Below are 3431 nucleotides of genomic sequence, written 5' to 3'. Positions count from 1 at the left end.
GCTCGGCGGCGCCAAGCTGAAGCTCGTCGTGCTCGATTCCGGCGACACCACGGAGAAGGCCAAGAACGCCGCCCAGCGCATGGTGGCCCAGGAGAGCGACCTCGTCGCGGCAAGCGGCGCCTATCTGTCGTCGTTCACGCTCGCGGTCACCGAGGTCACCGAACGCGCCAACCTGCCCGTCCTCACCCTCTCCTACTCCGACCTGATCACGGATCGCGGCTTCAAATACGTGTTCCAGACGTCTGCCACGGCGGGCTCCCAGGCACGACAGGCGTTGCCGCAGATCATCAAGCTGGCGGAGGCGGCGTCCGGCAAGCGGCCGAAGACGGTCGCGATCCTCACCGACAATACCGCGGCGTCAATCGCCTCCGCAAAGTCGATGCGCGAGGGCCTGCTGGCGGAGAACCAGCTGCAGCTGATCGTCGACGAGACGTTCACGCCGCCGCTCGCAGATGCGACGTCGCTGGTGCAGAAGATCCGCTCGGCCAAGCCCGACCTGCTCTTCTTCCTGCCGACGGTGATCTCGGACGCCAAGCTGCTGCTGGAGAAGATGAACGAGTTCGGCCTCGGCCAGGGCAAGGTTCCGACGATCTCGTTCGGCATCGCGATTGCCGAACCCGACATGCTGCAGACCGTGAGCCCCGAACTGCTCCAGGGCGTCTTGACCTGCGTCGCCAGCTGGGGCGCCAAGGGCCACGAAGCGCTGATCGCCGAATTGAAGACCCGCTACAAGGAGCCGTGGATGACGCAGAACGCGATCTCCACCTATGGCGACATGTGGGTGATCAAGGACGCGCTGGAGAAGGCCGGCAAGGCCGACCGCGTCGCCGTCGCCGAAGCGCTGCGCACCATGGATGCGGGCCCCTCGAAATACTACCCGCTGGGCGAGATCAAGTTCGACGGGAAAGGACGCCGCGTCGGCGCCGGCATGACCATCGTGCAGTGGCAATCCGGCGTGCCGGTGACGGTGTTCCCGCCCGAACTGGCGCTGGCAAAACCGTTCTGGCCGAAGAGCTGACAACGCCCGAACAAGAAAGGAGAACAGAATGGACAAGGCGACCTACGACCGCGGTCTCGAAATCCGCAAAGCCGTGCTCGGCAACGAGTTCGTCGACAAGGCGATCGCATCCGCGGACGCGTTCAACCGCCCGATGCAGGACCTCACCACCGAGTATTGCTGGGGTTACGTCTGGGGGCGCGAGGGACTGACGCGAAAGACGCGCAGCTTCCTCAACCTGGCAATGCTCTGCGCGCTCAACCGCCCGCATGAGCTCAAGACCCATGTCCGCGGCGCGCTCGCCAACGGCGCGACCCGCGAGGAGATCCGCGAGGTCTTCATGCAGGTCGCGATCTATTGCGGCGTGCCGGCCGGCGTGGACGCGTTCCGGAACGCGAAGGAAGTCTTTGCCGAGCTCGACAAGAAGTAGCGGGCATGGCTGCGATGAAGGGCAAATGGGCACTCGTGACCGGCGCAACGACGGGCCTCGGCTTCGCCGTGGCGGAAGGCCTCGCCGGCGCCGGCGCCAATATCGTCCTTCACGATATCAATGCGCGGAAACAGGCCGCGGATGATCTCCGCGCCCGCTTCGGCATCGAGGTGATCGCGGCCGGCGTCGATCTCGCCCGGCGCGAGACGATCGAGGCCATGATGGCCGATCTGCTCGACCGCTGCGGCGCCGTCGATATCCTCGTCAACAACGCCGTCGTCAGGCATTTTGCGGCCATCGAGCGGTTTCCGCCCGAGCGCTGGGAGCAGGCGCTGGCCGTCAACTTGTCGGCGCCGTTCCATCTGATCCGGCTGGCGCTGCCGGCGATGAAGCAGCGCGGCTGGGGCCGCATCATCAACATGGGCTCGATCTATTCGAGCCGCGCGACCGAGGACCGCATCGACTACGTCACCACGAAGACGGCGATCGCAGGGATGACCCGCGCCGTGGCGATCGAGACGGCCCGCAGCGGCATCACCTGCAACACCCTCTGCCCGGGCACGCTGCCGACGCCCGCCATCCTCAACAAGATCGCGACGATGGCTTCGAATGGCGGTCGCACGGTCGCCGACGTCACCCGCGACTATCTCGGCGAGCGCCAGCCGACGCAGCGCTTCGTCGAAATGGGCGCCGTGGCGGCCATGGTCGTCTTCCTCTGTGGTCCTGCCGCAAACGACATCACCGGAGCCAGCCTGCCGATCGACGGCGGCTGGTCCGCCGCATGAGTCCATTGGAATGGGAGTGTTGCGATGACTGAACAATCGGGCCAGACCGTCGTCCTGACTGGTGCCGCCGGTGGCATGGGCCGCGCCATCACCAAGGCGCTGCTCGAAAGCGGCCGCCGCGTCGTGCTGGTCGACCGCGACGCCAAGGCGCTGCAGGAGCTGGCGGCCACCGCCGGCAGCGCCGTATTTCCGATCCAGCTCGACGTCAGCGATGCGCAGGCCGTGGATCGCCTGCCGGAGGCCATCCCGGCGCATTTCAAACCGGTCGACGTTCTCATCAACAATGCCGGCCATGACATCGGCGGACGGACGCGATTCGACGTCGGCTCCGCGGACGACTGGTCGAACATCATCCAGACCAATCTGATCGGCCTGATGCGCGTGACGCGCGCGCTGCTCCCCGACATGGTCCGACGCAACGCCGGTCATGTCGTCAACATCAGCTCCATCAACGCAGTCCGCATTGTCCCGGATATGGCCGCCTACAGCACCAGCAAGGCGGGTGTGCACATGTTCACCGAGACCCTTCGGGGCGAGCTGGCGGACACCGCGATCCGGGTGACCGAGCTCCAGCCCGGCCTGACCAGGACCAACATCATCCTGACCCGCTACCGCGGCGACAAGCAGAAAGAGAGGGACTATTTCGACCAGTTCAGGATGGCGCTCGAGCCGGCCGATATCGCCCGTTCGATCGTCTTTGCCCTTGACCAGCCCGCCCACGTTCAAATTGCCGAAATGATGATTCTGCCTGTAAACCGGTATTGAATCATTCCAACCAAGGCCCGGACATGGAAAGACGCCGCGAATTGCAGTCGACACTCCGCATCGATGACGTACCGACCGTCCGGGCGATGGTGGCGCAAAAGCTGCGCGAGGCGATCATGTCCGGCACGCTGAAACCGGGACAGCGTCTGGTCGAGCGCGAGCTCTGCGAGATGATGGGCGTCAGCCGCCCCTCGATCCGGGAAGCGCTGCGTGCCCTCGAGGCCGACGGATTGGTCAATACGGTCCCGCACCGCGGCCCGGTGGTTTCCACGATCAGCCTCGAAGAGGCCCGGCAGCTCTACGCGGCGCGCGCGGTGCTCGAAGGCTTTGCCGGCCGCGAATGTGCCAGGCTTCACGATCCGGAAGTGGCTCGCCGGATCGGGGAAGCCCTGACGCGGCTGAAGGCTGCCGCGGCCAAGCAGGATCTCGTCGGATGCCTGGAAGCCAAGACCGA

General features: G+C 65.7%; 5 protein-coding genes. All 5 read left to right on the top strand.

Annotation, left to right across the window (positions count from 1 at the left end; translation table 11 throughout):
* Positions 1 to 1018: ABC transporter substrate-binding protein (locus IC50_RS32140; protein ID WP_035714849.1), on the top strand; the 1018-nt coding region annotated here is incomplete at its 5' end.
* Between the two features lie 28 nt (positions 1019 to 1046).
* A complete protein-coding gene (locus IC50_RS32135; protein WP_035714845.1) occupies positions 1047 to 1427 on the top strand; it encodes a carboxymuconolactone decarboxylase family protein in 381 nt (126 codons plus the stop codon).
* Positions 1428 to 1432: 5 nt separating this feature from the next.
* Positions 1433 to 2212 carry an SDR family oxidoreductase gene (locus tag IC50_RS32130; protein ID WP_244429690.1) on the top strand — a complete coding sequence of 260 codons (780 nt, stop codon included), beginning with the start codon at positions 1433 to 1435 and terminating at the stop codon, positions 2210 to 2212.
* Between the two features lie 24 nt (positions 2213 to 2236).
* Complete coding sequence (locus IC50_RS32125) at positions 2237 to 2977, top strand: SDR family oxidoreductase (protein WP_035714842.1); 741 nt, start codon at positions 2237 to 2239, stop codon at positions 2975 to 2977.
* Positions 2978 to 3000: 23 nt separating this feature from the next.
* Positions 3001 to 3431, top strand: a 431-nt coding sequence (locus IC50_RS32120; RefSeq protein WP_157461142.1) for a GntR family transcriptional regulator, incomplete at its 3' end; no start/stop codon positions are given.

Source organism: Bradyrhizobium genomosp. I (2014) (genome assembly GCF_000261685.1).
Lineage (GTDB): Bacteria > Pseudomonadota > Alphaproteobacteria > Rhizobiales > Xanthobacteraceae > Bradyrhizobium.
This window is presented reverse-complemented; position numbering and strand designations above follow the sequence as displayed.